19 protein-coding genes, 1 pseudogene and 1 other annotated feature are annotated in these 14,737 nt (G+C 40.5%); of the genes and pseudogenes, 12 read left to right on the top strand and 8 right to left on the bottom strand.

Features of this window, described 5'->3' with window-relative positions; all coding sequences use genetic code 11:
* Window positions 1–5: 5 nt before the first annotated feature.
* Complete coding sequence (locus IGK14_RS10130) at window positions 6–533, bottom strand: FUSC family protein (RefSeq protein WP_010749444.1); 528 nt, start codon at window positions 531–533, stop codon at window positions 6–8.
* A 118-nt stretch (window positions 534–651) separates the two neighbouring features.
* Between IGK14_RS10130 and IGK14_RS10125 the strand changes: the two genes are divergently transcribed.
* Window positions 652–1,002 carry a sunset domain-containing protein gene (locus IGK14_RS10125; RefSeq protein WP_371179805.1) on the top strand — a complete coding sequence of 117 codons (351 nt, stop codon included), beginning with the start codon at window positions 652–654 and terminating at the stop codon, window positions 1,000–1,002.
* Window positions 1,003–1,176: 174 nt separating this feature from the next.
* Here the strand turns inward: IGK14_RS10125 and IGK14_RS10120 are convergent, their stop codons facing one another.
* Window positions 1,177–1,629: a hypothetical protein gene (locus IGK14_RS10120; RefSeq protein ID WP_010749446.1), complete on the bottom strand. Its 453-nt coding sequence runs from the start codon at window positions 1,627–1,629 to the stop codon at window positions 1,177–1,179.
* 505 nt (window positions 1,630–2,134) lie between these two features.
* On the opposite strand from IGK14_RS10120, the gene IGK14_RS10115 reads away from it, so the two are divergent.
* Window positions 2,135–2,644 (top strand): QueT transporter family protein, encoded by a 510-nt coding sequence (locus IGK14_RS10115; protein WP_438712168.1) that lies wholly within the window; start codon window positions 2,135–2,137, stop codon window positions 2,642–2,644.
* Between the two features lie 84 nt (window positions 2,645–2,728).
* On the opposite strand, the gene cbpA is transcribed toward IGK14_RS10115, so the two are convergent.
* On the bottom strand, window positions 2,729–3,367 hold the full coding sequence (gene cbpA, locus IGK14_RS10110) for a cyclic di-AMP binding protein CbpA (RefSeq protein ID WP_005229762.1): 639 nt from the start codon (window positions 3,365–3,367) through the stop codon (window positions 2,729–2,731).
* Between the two features lie 155 nt (window positions 3,368–3,522).
* Between cbpA and rpmG the strand changes: the two genes are divergently transcribed.
* From rpmG to IGK14_RS10085, 5 genes are all read left to right on the top strand, one after another.
* Window positions 3,523–3,675: a 50S ribosomal protein L33 gene (gene rpmG, locus IGK14_RS10105; protein ID WP_005229764.1), complete on the top strand. Its 153-nt coding sequence runs from the start codon at window positions 3,523–3,525 to the stop codon at window positions 3,673–3,675.
* 12 nt (window positions 3,676–3,687) lie between these two features.
* A complete protein-coding gene (secE, locus tag IGK14_RS10100) occupies window positions 3,688–3,858 on the top strand; it encodes a preprotein translocase subunit SecE (RefSeq protein WP_005229766.1) in 171 nt (56 codons plus the stop codon).
* Window positions 3,859–3,976: 118 nt separating this feature from the next.
* Window positions 3,977–4,519: a transcription termination/antitermination protein NusG gene (gene nusG, locus IGK14_RS10095; protein ID WP_005229769.1), complete on the top strand. Its 543-nt coding sequence runs from the start codon at window positions 3,977–3,979 to the stop codon at window positions 4,517–4,519.
* A gap of 128 nt (window positions 4,520–4,647) precedes the next feature.
* On the top strand, window positions 4,648–6,138 hold the full coding sequence (locus IGK14_RS10090) for a DUF1576 domain-containing protein (protein WP_010749447.1): 1,491 nt from the start codon (window positions 4,648–4,650) through the stop codon (window positions 6,136–6,138).
* A complete protein-coding gene (locus IGK14_RS10085) occupies window positions 6,129–6,308 on the top strand; it encodes a hypothetical protein (protein WP_153883781.1) in 180 nt (59 codons plus the stop codon). Before IGK14_RS10090 ends, IGK14_RS10085 begins: the two co-directional genes overlap by 10 nt.
* Here IGK14_RS10085 and sdaAA read toward each other — a convergent pair.
* Entirely contained in the window at window positions 6,291–7,163 is an 873-nt protein-coding gene (gene sdaAA / locus IGK14_RS10080; RefSeq protein WP_010749448.1) for an L-serine ammonia-lyase, iron-sulfur-dependent, subunit alpha, read from the bottom strand. The two genes, IGK14_RS10085 and sdaAA, sit on opposite strands and share 18 nt — an antisense overlap.
* A gap of 14 nt (window positions 7,164–7,177) precedes the next feature.
* Window positions 7,178–7,843 (bottom strand): L-serine ammonia-lyase, iron-sulfur-dependent subunit beta, encoded by a 666-nt coding sequence (gene sdaAB, locus IGK14_RS10075; protein ID WP_005229781.1) that lies wholly within the window; start codon window positions 7,841–7,843, stop codon window positions 7,178–7,180.
* 319 nt (window positions 7,844–8,162) lie between these two features.
* Between sdaAB and rplK the strand changes: the two genes are divergently transcribed.
* The 4 genes from rplK (at window position 8,163) to rplL (ending at window position 10,564) form a co-directional block, all read left to right on the top strand.
* Complete coding sequence (gene rplK / locus IGK14_RS10070) at window positions 8,163–8,585, top strand: 50S ribosomal protein L11 (RefSeq protein WP_005229787.1); 423 nt, start codon at window positions 8,163–8,165, stop codon at window positions 8,583–8,585.
* A gap of 100 nt (window positions 8,586–8,685) precedes the next feature.
* Window positions 8,686–9,375: a 50S ribosomal protein L1 gene (rplA, locus tag IGK14_RS10065; RefSeq protein WP_005229790.1), complete on the top strand. Its 690-nt coding sequence runs from the start codon at window positions 8,686–8,688 to the stop codon at window positions 9,373–9,375.
* A 63-nt stretch (window positions 9,376–9,438) separates the two neighbouring features.
* Window positions 9,439–9,565 (top strand) — a sequence feature (ribosomal protein L10 leader region).
* A 65-nt stretch (window positions 9,566–9,630) separates the two neighbouring features.
* The gene (gene rplJ, locus IGK14_RS10060; protein WP_005236672.1) at window positions 9,631–10,131 is read left to right on the top strand and encodes a 50S ribosomal protein L10; all 501 of its coding nucleotides are present in this window, start codon (window positions 9,631–9,633) and stop codon (window positions 10,129–10,131) included.
* Between the two features lie 61 nt (window positions 10,132–10,192).
* Window positions 10,193–10,564, top strand: a complete 372-nt coding sequence (gene rplL / locus IGK14_RS10055) for a 50S ribosomal protein L7/L12 (protein WP_003127081.1) — start codon at window positions 10,193–10,195, stop codon at window positions 10,562–10,564.
* 163 nt (window positions 10,565–10,727) lie between these two features.
* Here the strand turns inward: rplL and IGK14_RS10050 are convergent.
* The 3 genes and pseudogenes from IGK14_RS10050 to IGK14_RS10040 all read right to left on the bottom strand — a co-directional run bounded on the left by IGK14_RS10050 (window position 10,728) and on the right by IGK14_RS10040 (window position 13,545).
* Window positions 10,728–12,022 (bottom strand): annotated as a pseudogene (locus IGK14_RS10050) (ISL3-like element ISEfa11 family transposase).
* A gap of 181 nt (window positions 12,023–12,203) precedes the next feature.
* Entirely contained in the window at window positions 12,204–12,377 is a 174-nt protein-coding gene (locus IGK14_RS10045) for a hypothetical protein (protein ID WP_438712163.1), read from the bottom strand.
* 148 nt (window positions 12,378–12,525) lie between these two features.
* Complete coding sequence (locus IGK14_RS10040) at window positions 12,526–13,545, bottom strand: branched-chain amino acid aminotransferase (RefSeq protein ID WP_005229799.1); 1,020 nt, start codon at window positions 13,543–13,545, stop codon at window positions 12,526–12,528.
* Window positions 13,546–13,755: 210 nt separating this feature from the next.
* On the opposite strand from IGK14_RS10040, the gene IGK14_RS10035 reads away from it, so the two are divergent.
* Window positions 13,756–14,724 carry a pyridoxal-phosphate dependent enzyme gene (locus IGK14_RS10035; RefSeq protein ID WP_010749511.1) on the top strand — a complete coding sequence of 323 codons (969 nt, stop codon included), beginning with the start codon at window positions 13,756–13,758 and terminating at the stop codon, window positions 14,722–14,724.
* The last annotated feature ends 13 nt before the right edge of the window (window positions 14,725–14,737 follow it).

Raw genomic sequence — 14,737 nt, 5'->3', positions numbered from 1 at the left:
TTGTTTCAAACCGAATCGCTCTGACTCGGTGTTGCCTTCTTTTGTGCAGTGCGTTTATTTGGGAATGGGAAAAAGCGATTCACCAGTATGGCGATCGTCATGCCTATGAAGCTGTCAATAATACGATTAAAGGCATACAAGTATGATTCAGTTTGAGGAATCATAAACAAAATCGTCAATAGCGTGGCACAGGCGCCAACCGTTCCCTCAGAATAATCAAATTTGACCAATAAAGCGATCATCAACATGATCACAAAAGGGATCGCAATGATTTGTATAACGGACGAATATCCGAAAAAGTTAAATATCGCAATACAAAACACGGAAGCGATTGCGCCAAAGCTGTTGCCAGCAATCCGATGTTTCCCGTATTTGATGGTGTTTTCATGGTCTTCTCGTAGTGTGAAAACAGCTGTGATCGTCGATACAACATACGTTTCACGATTCAAAAGAAAACTAATCAAAATACACAGAAATACACTAATGCCGGTTTTTACATTTCTTAAACCAAAGGTCAATCCAAATAATTTCAATCATGCCATCCTCTCAAAACAAATTTCAACGAAATAGATTATACCATATCGCAAGCACTCATATTTTAGATTTTCAGAAAAATGAACAACGATTCTTTCATCGTGCGTTGAGAGGTAAATTCTACCAGTAGTCGAAAAGCTAGTTTTATCCTATGCACAGCAATTTGGCTGGATGAGTTGGGCAAAAAACGGGCAGTCCTCAGGAACTTCTGGCTTTGGCTTTCAATTGGAAGCAATTCAGATTAAGCTGGTAAAAAAAGGTGGGAAAGCACCTGGAACGACGAATAATGGCTTTCGAGATGGACTGAAAAAATATGTAGATAAACGGGGCAAAGGGTTGATCAAAGGGTCAAAACAAAAGATTTATCACCTACCGGGTAGTCAATACTATAAGAAAACGACCAGTCCGATTCGTATGTTCAAGACAGAGGTGGAAGCTTACAAAGCGGGCTTTCGACCAACTAAATAGAGAAGGACTCAGTCAATGTGTACACAATCGGGCACTTGAAACTGGTTCGATCACTATAAACAATTCCTTCCCCTCAGCGGGAAAGGAGTTTTTTATTCCATAGTATTTTTTGCTAGATATGAGGATTCACAAAGTAAGTTTACTGGCTGCCCGCTTTATAGGCTGATCCTTTTTTTAGCGAGGTTTCAGCACAAAGCTACCATCTTCATCGTTCATTCCTTCAATAAATGTAAAAATAATATTTTTACCATCTCTTTCAAGGAAGAAGTAGGACATCTCAGTTTCATATTCTGGATCTTGCATCACTAGCTGATTGTCTTCAAGGGTATAGTTGTAGGTATACTCGAATTCTTCCCAGATTACCCCATCAAAAGCTACTCCAAGCTCTTCCAGTTCATCATCTTCTTCTGATTGTAGCGAGCTATTATCGGTACCAATAGTAAGATTCGTTTCACTAAATGTGGCTGTCATCACTGCATACTCACCATCATCATCATCTATCTCAATAAGCCAGTCATTTTTTTGTAAGTCTTCTTTTGTGATATTTTCATTACCATTACCATTTCCACAACCAACAGCTATGACCATCAGAAGGAGAGTTATTAATTTTATCGCTATTTTTTTCATTATTACACCTTTTCATCCTTTTGTTTTTGTTTATTTGATTATATTGTAACATATTTATTGCGTACCTCGTTAAAGTAAAAAAATATGATTATCCATCACGTGATTTGCGACATCGATTACAAGTGCTTCTCTCCCTTCTTTTTTAAGTTTTGCTATTTGAAAGATCAGCATGATTAGCGGTACTTTTTTATTAGTAAGTGTAGGCTTTGCAAGAGTATTTCTCATTGAGTTTGCTTTCCAAAAGTATGCTTTTATTGGAAGCCAAAAAGAAAAGCTACCCCATGAGCCGTGACTAGCTTGTTTAAGTAGAATAAAGAAGCACTGAATGAATGGCAATCGGTGAGAAACTTGACTTAGAAAAAGCTTTTAAGGTGATTTAGAAAAGGATTTGGCTGGTTTAACATTGATATATGGCTATTAATGTGTATAATAAGTACTTGTGCGAAGTGCACCGCGGTTCATCAACCATCCCGCGTAATCAAAACTCGGAGAAAGTAGGGATCAAATGGAAAAATCAACAAATCTAACCAATCAACGTTTGAGTGTCGTCGCAGCCAATGGGATCATTATGGCACTTTATGTTGCTGTAACGGTTCTGGTCGCACCAGTCGCCTCAGGAGCGATTCAATTCAGAATATCTGAAGGGTTGAATCACTTAGTCGTTTTCAACAGAAAATTGATGTGGGGTGTCGTCGGTGGGGTCGTTGTGTATAACTTGTTCTTTGGAATGGGGATCTTGGATGTCGTATTCGGCGGTTTCGGAAGCTTTTTAGCCTTAGGAGCAACTGCCTTGGTACATAAGAAGATTCCAAATGTTTTCTTAAGACTCGCATTTAATACAATTGTTTTTTCATTAAGCATGTTCCTGATTGCGATTATGCTAAACATCACCTTAGCATTACCTTTCTGGCCAACCTTTGCAACAACGGCATTGAGTGAATTTATCGTGATGACGATCACTGCACCTGTGATGTATATCATCAATCGTGCCGTTCGTTTCGATAAGCGCGTTTAAAAAAAATCTTGTTTTTTGCTTTGATGGTTCTCAAAAAACAAGAAAAAAGATCATTCCTTTCTTTTTTAGGAATGATCTTTTATTTTATTCTGCTTTTAGGTCTTCGATCTCCACAACTTTGAAATTTTTTGCTTCCAGTTGAGAAACGATCTTGTCGCATAATTCTTTTGATGTGTTCGCTGGTAAAGTGATCATCGTACGACGGATAAATTCATCTTTACCGATATCCAATGTGATACAGCTGGCAATACTGCTGTATTTTGCGATTATTTTTGCGATGACTGCTAAGTCGCCTTGTTGACCAGTTGATGCGATCGTCAACACATAGCTTCCTTGCTCAACACTCCATGACTGTGACAACATGTTCAACAAAGAACTGTGTGTCAAGATGCCATAAAATTGATTGTTTTCATCTAATACAGCAATATAAGGCAATTCTTTGATCGTAAAGAAAACGTTAAAGAAAGAAGAATTGACATAAATAAATTTGGTCGCATTTTTTAGTAGATAAGTGACTGGCAAAGTCATGTCGCCGCCGTTTGCTTTGTGGCGATAAATGTGCATTTTATAAATATTTCCTCTGAAAATCTTGCCTGATTCATCTAGGATAGGCACACAACGATAACCAGATTCTTCCAAAATTGCCAGCGCTTCTTCTAAAGTAGCTGTTTCTTTTACCGTTGTTAAATCGCGTTTTTTGTAAACCATTGTTTTTAATAACATAATTTTCCCTCCCAAATACCCATTTAACACCATTATCATACCACAAAATTAGAAGAAACTATATTTTTACGACAGAAAATCAAAAATTGACACATTCTTAAATAAATGGTATTTTTAGTGTTGGAAAACTTTATAAAAAGGGGGAGGACACTAAGATGGCAACAAAAAAAGCTGCTTTGGCTTGTTCTGTCTGCGGATCCCGCAACTATTCAAAATCAGTCAGTGAAGGTAAAAAAGGCGAACGCCTTGAAATCAACAAATTTTGCAAGTATTGTAATCAATATACGTTGCATCGTGAAACGAAGTAAGGAGGGAATCAAATGAAATTTTTGAAAAATGTTGTTGAAGAAATGAAAAACGTTTCTTGGCCATCAAAAAAGCAATTACGTAAAGATACCTTTGTGGTGATTCAAACAACCATTATTTTTGCATTGATGTTCTTTGTGATGGACACACTGATTCAAACAGTCTTCAATTGGATCCTAAAGTAAGACTTCTTACTGATAGCGCTAGTCATTTATCGCAAATCATGCTATAATCGCTTTGAGGAAAAACTTCGGTGCAGCTGAGGTTTTTTTATTTTACAAAAAGATGGGGAGTCCGAAAAAAATGGAATCTTTTGAAAAAAATTGGTATGTACTGCATACGTATTCTGGTTATGAAAACAAAGTAAAAGCGAACCTAGAGTCACGTGCACAAAGCATGGGTATGGGTGATTATATTTTCCGTGTCGTCGTTCCCGAAGAAGTAGAAACAGAAGAAAAAAACGGCAAAACCAAAGAAATCGTTCATAAAACATTTCCTGGCTATGTATTAGTTGAAATGGTCATGACGGATGAATCTTGGTACGTTGTACGTAATACTCCTGGGGTAACAGGTTTCGTTGGTTCCCATGGTGCAGGAAGCAAGCCAGCGCCTTTATTACAAGAAGAAATCAATTCAATTTTACGTTCGATCGGTATGAGCACTCGGACAGTTGAACTGGAAGTAGAAATTGGCGAAACCGTCAAAATCATCGAAGGTGCGTTTTCTGGTCTAGAAGGACAAGTAGCAGAAATCGATGAAGAAAAACAAAAACTAAAAGTGAACATCGATATGTTCGGTCGTGAAACGAGTACAGAACTTGATTTTGAGCAAGTAGATAAGATTTAACTACTGGATTCACTAGCAAGAATGACTCTTTTACGGTAAAATAACAGTAATGAGAATAAAGTGGACCAATTCGTTGGCCCACTTTTTTTCTCAAAATCAGTAAGCGCTTTATAAGAGGAAGGGGTCCTATGTCAAAACTAGTCACTTTTTTTAGAGTAAAGTTTCACAATGATTTTCATCCCCATGGTAAAGGGATGATCTCTGTACATAATGGATATAGCTTGTTATTTCTTTTCAATTTGCTGCTATTTTTCTTTGCTATGTTGTTTTTTGATCCAATGGTGGCAATCGAAGAGCTCAAGTTGATTTTGTTTTCGGAAAGTCATTTAGTCACCGATTATATTGCCATGACCTCGGTAGGAACGGCTTTGTTAAATAGCAGTCTGATGACCTTTGTAGCGATCTCGATTTGCTATCACTATCGGGTACCGATCACGGGCGGGGCAGTCTCTGCGATCTTCATGGTGACTGGCTATGGCTTTTTTGGGAAAAATCTCCTGAATTTTATCCCAATATTTTTAGGCGTTCGACTGTATTCGTATTTTATGAACGAACCATTGAAAAAATTTCTGTTGATCGCCCTCTATGGGTCATCAGTTTCCCCAATCGTCAGCTATTTTGCTTTCAATGATTCCTTACCACCATACTTTAGTCTAGTGATGGGGTATGGCATTGGGCTCTTCACCGGTTTTTTGATGGTTCCTATGGCCTTATACTTTCAAGCGCTGTTTCAAAGCGTCAGTCTATACAGTGCGGGATTTACTTCAGGGATGCTATGTACACTGGTCGCTGCCATCTGCCGAATGTTTGGCTTGACGATCGAGCTAAGAACATTAGTATCTCAAGAGCAGCAACCTCGATTGATTTTTATGATGCTGGTTTTAGGAGGGGTATTCGTCGGCTATGGCTTGTTGATGGCGATCAAGAAAAAACGATTGAATATGCGAGCGATTTGGTCGCATAGTGGCAAAATCGAGCGAGATATTTTAAGGGATACTGGTGTTTATAATACGATGATCAATATGGGGTTAATGACATTCTTGTTAGTGGCTTACGTTGTCAGTATTGGAGCGGTTTTAAATGGACCAGTTATCGGTGCGATCTTTTGTGTCATCGGCTTTTCTGCTTGTGGCTCTCATGTGTTTAACTCGCTGCCTTTATTGGCAGGGGTGACGATCGCCAATCTATTGAGCGTATACACCATCAACGAGACGGTTACAGTCACGTCAGCGATTTTTGCGATGATGCTCTGTGCAGTAACAAATGCTTATGGCTGGAAAGGCGGCTTGGTGGTCGGTTTTGTCCACGCCTCAATGGTACTGAATATTGATTTCTTACATGGAGGTTTGAATCTGTATAACAATGGTTTTTCTGGCGGGCTCGTCGCCATGATGATCATTCCCTTATTGGATCTCAGCAAACAGCTCTGGCAAAAATCAGCCGATCAGGCACAAGCTACCCAGGAAGAAAAACCACAAATGGACTTGAAAGCACAAGAAAGCGAGCAGCCATTGGTCACGTTGGATCAAACAGAAGGGAAACCTAAATTTTCCGAGCCTGTGAAGGTATTAAAACCCGTTGCCCAAAAGAAACACTATGGAGTAGGCGAGTGGGAGTAGAAAAACCGCCAATGTCGTTTGTTACTTGTTTAACAAGTGTGGATTACTTGTCTTTTCGTCGCTGGAAATCATGGGAAAATGAAAACCAACCAAGAACAAGCAACGATTGGTTGTTCTTGGTTGGTTTTTATTCGTGTTCGTTTCTAAAAAAATCAACGATTGGCTTCTAAGATTTCTGCCTGCAAGCGTTGGGCAGTCGGTGTCATGGCTAGACCGCCTTCAGCCGTTTCCTTGAAAATGCTAGGCATTTGGCGACCGACTTGATACATCGCTAAGACCACTTCATCAGGTGGGATAACACTTTCGATTCCTGCCAGTGCCATGTCGGCAGAGATAAAAGCTTGGGAAGATCCCAGGGCATTGCGCTTCACGCATGGGACTTCGACTAAGCCCGCGACAGGGTCACAAATCAAGCCCATCATATTTTTGAGGGTGATCGCCACCGCTTGAGCCGCTTGGTGAGGGGTGCCACCTTTTGCACAAACCAAAGCTGCCGCTGCCATTGCGCTAGCAGAACCGATCTCCGCTTGACAACCGCCTTCGGCTCCAGAAATCGAGGCATTGTTGGCAATCACTAGACCAAAGGCTCCGGCTGTAAACAAAAAGTCGACTTGTTGCGCTCGAGTCAGTGCCAAACGTTCACGTACGGCCATCAAGACACCAGAAACAACACCCGCACTACCGGCGGTCGGTGTTGCACAGATCAAGCCCATTTTCGCATTGACTTCGTTGACTGCAATGGCATTTTGGACCGCTTGTAGAATGGTTTCTCCGCTTAAAAAATCACCGGCAGCAAGGTAGTCGTTCATGCGTGTCGCATCGCCGCCGGTCAATCCCGTCACCGATTTTACACCAGCGACACCTTCAGCGACTGATTGTTCCATAACAACTAAATTCTTTTCCATGATTGCAAGGATCTGTTCGCGACTACGGCCAGTATTTTCAGCTTCGATCGCAATCATCATCTCTGCAACGGAAGGATAATTTTTACTCTCTGTTACTAATTCTTCTATTGTATAGAACATGTGCCTTTTCTCCTTTAATCAAAATACGCAGCGCTGTAAACGTGTGGCAAAACTTTGATTTGTTGCGCCAGCTGATCATTGCGCTGATCGACTTCGATGATCATGATTGCTTTATCACCGACAGCTTCTCTTGTTACGGTCATCGTACCGATATTGATTTGAGCCTCTGATAGTAAATTGGTTACTTTTGCAATCATTCCTGGAACATCTTGATGAACGATCACATAAGTTGGCGTACCCAGCGTCAGAGAAATTTTGAAGCCGTTAAGCTCTGAGATTTGAATATTACCACCACCGATCGAGATACCAGTGACAGAAAGTTTGTGGCTACCTTTTGTCAAAATCATCTTGACCATATTTGGATGTTCCGCTTTTTCTTTTTTAGGAACGAATAGGACTTCGATCCCTTTCTCATAAGCGATTTTTAAAGAGTCTGCTAGGCGAGCATCATCTGGCTCCATGCCTAAAAGACCGCCTACTAACGCAATATCGGTTCCATGACCGCGATAGGTTTTGGCAAACGATTCATACAAAAGGATATCAACACTGTCTGGCTGTTCACCAAAAATACTGCGAACGATTTTTCCGATCCGAGCCGCACCGGCTGTATGAGAACTGCTGGGACCCACCATGATAGGACCGATTATATCAAATACACTGCGGTATTTTAATTGTTCCATTTTTTTCACCTCGATAGTAGTAAACGAATAGGGAAGAATTCCAGTAGTAGTGTAGCATAAAAAAATGAGAGAATGAAAAAAGCAGACCAAAAGCAAGGGATTTTTATTTATTTTTTTATCGAAGGAATGACGAAAAGTGCTGGTGAGTATTTTTTCAAAAAAAATCAGCTGAAAAACCTTGAATTATTCCTTAAAGATGCTATAATATTCCAGTGTGCTTTCGTCACACGTTTTTTGTGTGTGCACATGAATCACCAAAGTGGGAGGAGAAATTTGGATCTCCAATTAACCACATCACGGACTCAAGGAGGTATGTCTCGTGGCAAAAAAAGTAGAAAAAATCGTTAAATTGCAAATTCCTGCAGGTAAAGCAACACCAGCTCCGCCGGTAGGTCCTGCGCTAGGTCAAGCGGGTATCAACATCATGGGATTCACTAAAGAATTCAATGCTCGTACAGCTGATCAAGCAGGTTTGATCATTCCAGTAGTGATCTCTGTATACGAAGACCGTTCATTTACTTTCGTTACAAAAACACCACCAGCAGCAGTATTGTTGAAAAAAGCAGCAAACGTTGAAAAAGGTTCAGGCGAACCAAACAAAACAAAAGTTGCAAAAGTTTCACGCGATCAAGTAAAAGAAATCGCTGAATTGAAAATGGAAGACCTAAACGCAGCTGACGTTGAAGCAGCAATGCGCATGGTTGAAGGAACTGCACGAAGCATGGGGATCACTGTAGAATAATTACAGCCCTAAGGAAGTAGCTTCTCAGTCGGCTTCATATTGAAAAATATGGGACACGTGGGAGGTTCTACCGTTATAACCACATCAAGGAGGAAACAAAATGGCTAAAAAAAGCAAAAAAATGCAAGAAGCATTGAAAAAAGTTGATGCTACAAAAGCTTATTCAGTTGAAGAAGCAGTAGCTTTGGCAAAAGAAACAAATATTGCAAAATTCGACGCAACGGTTGAAGTTGCTTACAAATTAAACGTAGACCCTAAAAAAGCGGATCAACAAATCCGTGGCGCGGTTGTATTACCAAACGGTACTGGTAAAACACAAACAGTTTTAGTTTTTGCTAAAGGCGATAAAGCCAAAGAAGCAGAAGCAGCTGGTGCTGATTTCGTTGGTGACGACGATATGGTTCAAAAAATCCAAGGTGGCTGGTTCGATTTTGACGTTGTTGTTGCAACGCCTGACATGATGGCTACTGTTGGTAAATTAGGTCGTGTATTAGGCCCTAAAGGTTTGATGCCTAACCCTAAAACTGGTACAGTAACAATGGACGTAACAAAAGCAGTTAACGAAGTAAAAGCTGGTAAAGTAACTTACCGTGTTGACAAAGCTGGAAACATCCACGTACCAATCGGAAAAGTTTCATTTGAAGATGACAAATTGATCGAAAACTTCAAAACAATCCATGAAACATTGTTGAAAGCTAAACCTTCAGCAGCAAAAGGTCAATACATGAAAAATATCTCAGTTACAACAACATTTGGTCCTGGGATCCATGTAGAACAAGCTTCTTTCTAATTTAATACAAAAATTCAAAACTTTTATTGACTTGACTACCTTATCTATGGTAAGGTAGTCAAGGTTAAAAGTTTAACTGTACCGAAGACAGTAGGTGGCATTTGCCTTAATTTCCTACCGAGGACGTTTATTGAGAATCTTCAATAGTCCCTCTATGTCTACGGTGGCATAGAGTTTTTTTATTGTCCTTTTTAGGACAAAGGAACCGTTTGTTTCGAAGAAACTCTTCCATCAAAATCAGGAGGTGAAATATAAATGAGTGAAGCAGCTATCGCTAAAAAATCCGCGATCGTTGATGAAGTGAGTGCAAAATTCTCTGCAGCCGCATCTGTAGTCGTTGTTGACTACCGTGGACTAACTGTTGATGAAGTAACTCGCTTACGTAAACAATTGCGTGATGCAAACGTTGAGATGAAAGTTATCAAAAACTCAATTCTTTCTCGTGCTGCTGAAAAAGCTGGTCTAGAAGGTTTAGGTGAAGTATTCACTGGTCCTACTGCCGTAGCATTCAGTAACGAAGACGTTGTTGCACCTGCAAAAATCATTAACGATTTCGCAAAAGACGCAAAAGCTTTAGAAATCAAAGGCGGTATCATCGAAGGCAAAGTTTCTTCATTGGAAGAAATTACTGCATTGGCGAAATTGCCAAACCGCGAAGGACTTCTTTCTATGTTGCTATCTGTGCTACAAGCACCTATCCGCAACGTGGCTTACGCTGTCAAAGCAGTGGCAGAAAAAGAAGAAGATGCAGCATAATTGCCGCATGATTTTTCAGTATTAAAAAACTAAACTACTTACTTAAATGGAGGAAAACAAAATGGCATTGAACATTGAAAACATTGTCGAAGAGCTAAAAGGCGCGACAATCTTAGAATTAAACGATTTAATTAAAGCTATCGAAGAAGAATTTGGCGTATCTGCTGCAGCTCCTGTAGCTGTAGCTGGTGGAGCTGGCGATGCTGGTGCTGCTGAAGAACAAACTGAATTCACTGTAGAATTGACTGCAGCTGGCGATCAAAAAGTTAAAGTTATCAAAGCAGTTCGTGAAGCAACTGGCTTAGGCTTGAAAGAAGCGAAAGCAGTCGTTGACGGAGCTCCGTCAGCAGTTAAAGAAGGCATCTCTAAAGACGAAGCTGAAGCATTGAAAGCAGCTTTAGAAGAAGTTGGCGCTTCAGTAACGGTTAAATAATTTTTCTTAGTGTCAAATCCTTTTGTATGAAGGGATTTGGCGCTTTTTTTTGTAAATGAAATTCCTGCAAAAGGAATAAGGGCTCTTTGTCAATAAGGACTGATGAGTTGTGTAAAATCAAATCTGGGTCAGAATGAACCACATTCTGGCTCAGATTTTTTTGTTATCTTACATTGATTAATTGATTGATCAAAAAGATTCTAATTCTCATGTTCTCGAATGATTTAAATCCGTAGGATACTCGTTTCATTGTCTTTATGTGGGTATTCTTCGCTTCTATTTTTCCATTGGAATAAGGATAGATCATTGCGTTGGTGATGCCTTCTTCATAGGTCAGAAGGTTTTGAAGCTTTTCTCGAAAGCCGTCATCTAACGTTTCGGGAAGTTCTGCCAATAAGGAGAAAAATAAGTCAGGGTCTTTGTCTCGAAAGGCTTCAACTAATTCATGAAAAAAGGGATACGCCTCCTTTAGGGGCGCAGAAAACTCAAGCAATCGATCAATCATCATTGCTTCAGTAAGAAATGGGTATTTTGGCGCTCGGAAACTTTTCCATGTTTTGTATTCATAATGGTTGATGTTTGCACGATTTTTTAGCAAAAAGCGCCAGTTCTTTTTCAGTTTTTCTGCTTGGCTTTTCTGTCCTGCTTTACGAAGTTCATTCATTTCACGGATACGCAACTCATTGAACGCTTGATTCATGTGTTTGACAATATGAAACCGATCAATCACTACTTTCGCATTTGGCAGAACACGTTTGGTGAGCTGGAAGTAGGCGGCGTTCATGTCTGTCACCAAGAATTCTACTTCTTCCGGATTGGTACAACCTGAGAAATAGCTTGTTAATCGGGGTAATTTACGCGTAGGCAAAACATCTATTAATTTTCCTGTTTCGCCATCTGCGCAAATAAAGCTCATTTTATCTTCTATGGAAGCATGCGAACGAAATTCATCAACCATCAATACTCTTGGGAGAATCTTCTTAGATTGTTTTGCCAAATAGCTTTTAAACTCTTTCAATGTACGAATAACGGTGGTCAAAGATACCTGACAGCTTTTCGCAATAAAAGATAAAGATACTTTTTCAGTCAGTAAAGAAGCAATTTTATATCTCACATGATTTGCGATTGAATGTCTGGGTTGGACAAAATAACTTTGAGCCGTCCAATGGGTTCGGCAGTTTTTACAGGTATAGCGCTGCTTTTTTAGGCGCATAACCAAAGGCATATGATTGCATTGTTCAAAACGGACAATCGTTTCCTTCTTCCCATTTTTCACTATAATTGCTTTCCCGTTTCCATCTACCACAGTAGAACCACAACTTCTACAAGCTCGAGGAGTAGGCGAGAGAACAGCATCGACGACCAACGTCTTTTTCTTCTGAAGGGTCTCGTAAGAGACCTCTGTAATCATCAAATCTTTCTCTATTATTCTCAGCATTTTTTGATAGAATCATTCATATAGCATATCGTCCTCTCAGTTTGTTTATTTTGTGGTGATTTAATCATACTAGAGAACGATATGTTTTTTAATATCTAAAATGAAAATGGGGCTGAAGAATCAATTCTGATTCATCAGTCCCATAAATTATAGAGCCGGAATAAGCAGCGATCCCCGTTTCTTACTAGCGAGGATCACTGCTTATTTTTTTCGTAATTGTTGGAATAGGAACACAAAAATAAAAAAGAAAAATGCTTCCCACAATGTTGTGGTCCAGCTAAAGCTGCGGTTGATACCAAAAACAAGATTACCGATATTGGAAACCACCAAATACAATGCTGTTGCAAGCAAAGAATAGCCGAGTCGTTTACCCATCATTACGCCTCCCTTTGCTATGATTGTAACAATTCGAAAGAGTTGTGGCAATCAATTCTCTCCTGATGGAAAGGAATTGGTTGGCGGAAAGAGAATAAAACGAACGATCACAGTGGACCGTTCGTTTTATGATGGTCTATGGGTGTGGCTATTTCAATGGGACATCAAAGATCCAACCTGTTGGGGCCGCAATATCTCCAAATTGAATGCCGGTCAATTGATCATACAATGCTTTGGTTTGTGGACCAACTTCCGTTTCACTATAGAACACATGAAAATCCTCACCGTTTTGGATCCCGCCGATTGGGGAGATAACAGCAGCTGTTCCGCAGGCACCCGCTTCGACAAACCGATCCAGCTCATTGAGATAAACATCGCCTTCAACAGGGGTCAATCCTAATGAGTGTTGCGCTAGATGCAGCAATGAATATTTTGTGATACTTGGCAAAATAGAAGGAGATTTTGGTGTCACAAATTCATTGTCAGCCGTGATTCCGAAAAAGTTAGCAGAACCGACTTCTTCGATTTTGGTATGCGTTTCTGGATCCAGATAGATGCAGTCGGAAAATTTCCGCTGATGGGCTTCGTATCCAGGCAACAAACTCGCAGCATAATTTCCACCAACTTTGGCTGCGCCAGTACCATTTGGTGCCGCGCGATCATAATCAGAAACAATGAAATTGGTCGGTGTCAATCCGCCCTTAAAGTAAGGACCGACAGGCATACAAAAAACCGTAAAAATATACTCTGGTGCTGGACTGACACCGATGTTTTCTCCGACCCCAATCAATAGAGGACGAATATACAAGGTGGCGCCGCTGCCATAAGGTGGAACATATTCCTGATTTGCTTTTACTACTTGTTTTACCGCATCTAAGAAAAAGTCCTCAGGAACCTCTGGCATGCGCAGGCGATAGGCACTGCGATTCATCCGTTTGCTATTTTCGTCTGGACGGAACAAATTGATGCCGCCATCTTTTCTTCGGTAGGCTTTTAGTCCTTCAAAACATTGCTGTCCATAATGAAGAGCGGTTGATCCTTCGTGGATATGCAGATAATTATCCTCGGTAAGTTCGCCTTCATTCCAAGAACCGTCTTTCCATGTTGCCAAAAAACGCCATGGCGTCTTGATATAAGAAAACCCTAAATTTGACCAATCGATTGTCATTCGTTCACACCCTTTTTTAATTTTTCTAAGTATAGCACTTCAGAAAAGAAATGTCATTATTTTCTGAAAATTCTTCTGTAAGAATAGTTGGTGACATTGACGTGTAAAGGATAGGGAAGTGCTCTTTGCTTGTACGAGTTCACCAGTTTGTTTTTCTACAAGTTCTGTGCTTCAATGAGAGTATAAAAAAACAAAAAAGGGGGAACGTTTGTGATTGAGGAAGTGTTGACGGACAGTCTGGGGATCGCTGCTGCGTATCGACGATTGAAACCAATCATGATCCATACACCACTTGCACCAAGTAATATTTTAGGTAAAGAAAAAGAGGGCACGATATTTTTGAAATTAGAAAATCTACAGCGTACCGGCTCCTTTAAAGCGCGGGGGGCGTATAACAAGCTCGCTTCATTGACTGATGCAGAAAAACTTCGCGGTGTCATCGCCTGTTCTGCAGGAAATCATGCGCAAGGTGTTGCTCTCGCAGGATCGTTACTGGGGATCAATGTCCGAATCTTTATGCCATTAACGGCTGCTAAAACAAAAATAGAGGCGACAAGAAGCTATGGCGCACAAGTCGTTTTAGCAGGAGAGACGTTTGATGAAACCAAACAACTGACAGTAGACGCCATGAAAGACAGTGGCGAAGTTTTTGTCTCTCCCTTTGATGATCGTGCAGTAATGGAGGGGCAAGGAACGATTGCGATCGAACTGTTGGAGGATCTTCCAGATGTTGATAATGTCATTATTCCCATCGGCGGTGGTGGGTTGATCGCTGGGATGGCTTTAGCCTTAAAAGAACTTCGTCCAGAAGTCAAAATCATCGGCGTTCAATCCTATGGCGTTTATGGTATGATCGCATCGATCTGGCAGCAAAAGCTGGTAGCCAATCGTCGCAGTAGAACGATCGCCGATGGCTGTGATGTTGCTTTAGCAGGGGAGCTGACCTATGATGTTTTAAAGACCCGTATCGATGAAACGGTCTTAGTTGAAGAATCCGACATCGAACAAGCGATCCATTACTTGGCTTTGAAGGAAAAAGTCATTGCAGAAGGTGCTGGTGCATTAAGTACAGCGGCGATTTTAAGCGGACAGATCGATCATTTACTTCGAGGAAAGAAAACTGTGGCATTAGTCTCCGGCGGCAATATTGATTTCTCTGTGTTTAAGGAAATGATTTGAATAAAAAGTATAC

The sequence above is a fragment of the Enterococcus sp. DIV0970a genome (assembly GCF_051711265.1).
GTDB lineage: Bacteria > Bacillota > Bacilli > Lactobacillales > Enterococcaceae > Enterococcus_D > Enterococcus_D casseliflavus.
Note: the sequence above shows the minus strand (reverse complement) of the source record. Positions and strands in the feature narration are given on the sequence as shown.

Excerpts from the sequence above, each read along its gene's own strand:
- IGK14_RS10120 (WP_010749446.1), bottom strand. The coding sequence starts at position 1,629 with ATGAAAAAAATAGCGATAAAATTAATAACTCTCCTTCTGATGGTCATA.
- IGK14_RS10115 (WP_438712168.1), top strand. The coding sequence starts at position 2,135 with ATGGAAAAATCAACAAATCTAACCAATCAACGTTTGAGTGTCGTCGCA.
- cbpA (WP_005229762.1), bottom strand. The coding sequence starts at position 3,367 with ATGTTATTAAAAACAATGGTTTACAAAAAACGCGATTTAACAACGGTA.
- rpmG (WP_005229764.1), top strand. The coding sequence starts at position 3,523 with ATGGCAACAAAAAAAGCTGCTTTGGCTTGTTCTGTCTGCGGATCCCGC.
- secE (WP_005229766.1), top strand. The coding sequence starts at position 3,688 with ATGAAATTTTTGAAAAATGTTGTTGAAGAAATGAAAAACGTTTCTTGG.
- nusG (WP_005229769.1), top strand. The coding sequence starts at position 3,977 with ATGGAATCTTTTGAAAAAAATTGGTATGTACTGCATACGTATTCTGGT.
- IGK14_RS10090 (WP_010749447.1), top strand. The coding sequence starts at position 4,648 with ATGTCAAAACTAGTCACTTTTTTTAGAGTAAAGTTTCACAATGATTTT.
- sdaAA (WP_010749448.1), bottom strand. The coding sequence starts at position 7,163 with ATGTTCTATACAATAGAAGAATTAGTAACAGAGAGTAAAAATTATCCT.
- sdaAB (WP_005229781.1), bottom strand. The coding sequence starts at position 7,843 with ATGGAACAATTAAAATACCGCAGTGTATTTGATATAATCGGTCCTATC.
- rplA (WP_005229790.1), top strand. The coding sequence starts at position 8,686 with ATGGCTAAAAAAAGCAAAAAAATGCAAGAAGCATTGAAAAAAGTTGAT.
- rplJ (WP_005236672.1), top strand. The coding sequence starts at position 9,631 with ATGAGTGAAGCAGCTATCGCTAAAAAATCCGCGATCGTTGATGAAGTG.
- rplL (WP_003127081.1), top strand. The coding sequence starts at position 10,193 with ATGGCATTGAACATTGAAAACATTGTCGAAGAGCTAAAAGGCGCGACA.
- IGK14_RS10045 (WP_438712163.1), bottom strand. The coding sequence starts at position 12,377 with ATGGGTAAACGACTCGGCTATTCTTTGCTTGCAACAGCATTGTATTTG.
- IGK14_RS10040 (WP_005229799.1), bottom strand. The coding sequence starts at position 13,545 with ATGACAATCGATTGGTCAAATTTAGGGTTTTCTTATATCAAGACGCCA.